Source organism: Brevibacterium yomogidense, from assembly GCF_900163715.1.
Taxonomy (GTDB): domain Bacteria; phylum Actinomycetota; class Actinomycetes; order Actinomycetales; family Brevibacteriaceae; genus Brevibacterium; species Brevibacterium yomogidense_A.
Genome location: NZ_FWFF01000024.1, coordinates 1 through 1,296 on the forward strand (window position 1 = coordinate 1; position 1,296 = coordinate 1,296).

The window sequence follows — 1,296 nt, forward strand, 5'->3', positions numbered from 1 at the left end:
GGGGACTGCTGCACGAATAGGTGACATCTGATCTGGCTTGCCCGAGCGGTGGGCCTGGAAGGATGTTGCTGTGCCTAAGCCCTACCCGAGCGAGTTCCGTGAAGATGTTGTGCGCGTCGCGAGGAGCCGCGAGCCCGGCGTGACCATCGAGCAGATCGCGAAAGACTTCGGAGTCCACCCGATGACGTTGCAGAAGTGGCTGCGCCGCGTCGACATCGACGAGGGCGCGAAGCCCGGCCAGACCCGGACCGAGGCTGCCGAGATCCGTGAGCTGCGGAAGCGGAACCGGCTCCTTGAGCAGGAGAACGAGGTGCTCCGCCGCGCGGCGGCGTATCTGTCGCAGGCGAACCTGCCGGGAAAAGGTTCTACCCGCTCGTGACGGAGCTCGCCACCGCAGGGATCCCTGTGACGGTGACGTGTCGGGTGCTCAAGCTCTCCCGCCAGCCCTACTACCGGTGGCTGGCTGACCCCGTCACCACGAGCGAGGTGGTGGAGGCGTATCGCGCGAACGCGTTGTTCGACGCGCATCGTGATGACCCGGAGTTCGGGCACCGGCTCCTCGCCGACGAGGCCCGCGATGCCGGTGAGGCGATGTCGGATCGCACCGCGTGGCGGATCGCGTCCAGCAACGGCTGGTTCAGCGCGTTCGGGAAACCCAAGCGCGGCAAGCACCGCCGGCCCGGCCCTCCGGTTCACGATGACCTGTGCGCGGTCGTCGATGAGCACGGCCGGACCCGGCACGTCTTCGCCGCCGATGCGCCGAACGAACTGTGGTTGACGGACATCACCGAGCACAAGACCGCCGAGGGCAAGCTGTACCTCTGCGCGATCAAGGACGCCTACTCCGGTCGCATCGTCGGATACTCCATCGACTCGCGGATGAAGTCCCGCTTGGCCGTCCAGGCGCTCGAGAACGCCGTCGCGATGCGCCGTGATGTCGCCGGCTGCGTGGTCCACAGCGACAGGGGCAGTCAATTTCGCAGTCGGAAGTTCCGGCGCGCGCTCACCCGTCATCGCATGGTCGGAAGCATGGGCAGAGTCGGCTCGAGCGGAGACAACGCCGCCATGGAAAGCTTCTTCGCGCTGCTGCAGAAGAACGTCCTCGACCGCCGCTCCTGGACCACCCGTGATCAGTTGCGCATCGCCATCGTCACCTGGATCGTACGGACCTACCACCGCCGCCGACGCCAGGCCCGCCTGGGCCGTTTGACCCCCATCGAGTTCGAGACCATCATGAACACGACCGTCGCACTGGCGGCGTGACTACAACCTGTCACCTATTCGTGCAGCAGTCCC

General features: G+C 66.3%; 1 protein-coding gene. It reads left to right on the plus strand.

All coding sequences use genetic code 11. The annotated features are described in order from the left end of the window. Positions 1-70: 70 nt before the first annotated feature. Positions 71-1,263, plus strand: a protein-coding gene (locus FM105_RS14405; protein ID WP_087009449.1) for an IS3 family transposase whose coding sequence is annotated in 2 segments (ribosomal slippage) — positions 71-355 and positions 358-1,263 — 1,191 coding nt in all. Because the reading frame shifts where the segments join, the coding sequence is not laid out codon by codon here. The last annotated feature ends 33 nt before the right edge of the window (positions 1,264-1,296 follow it).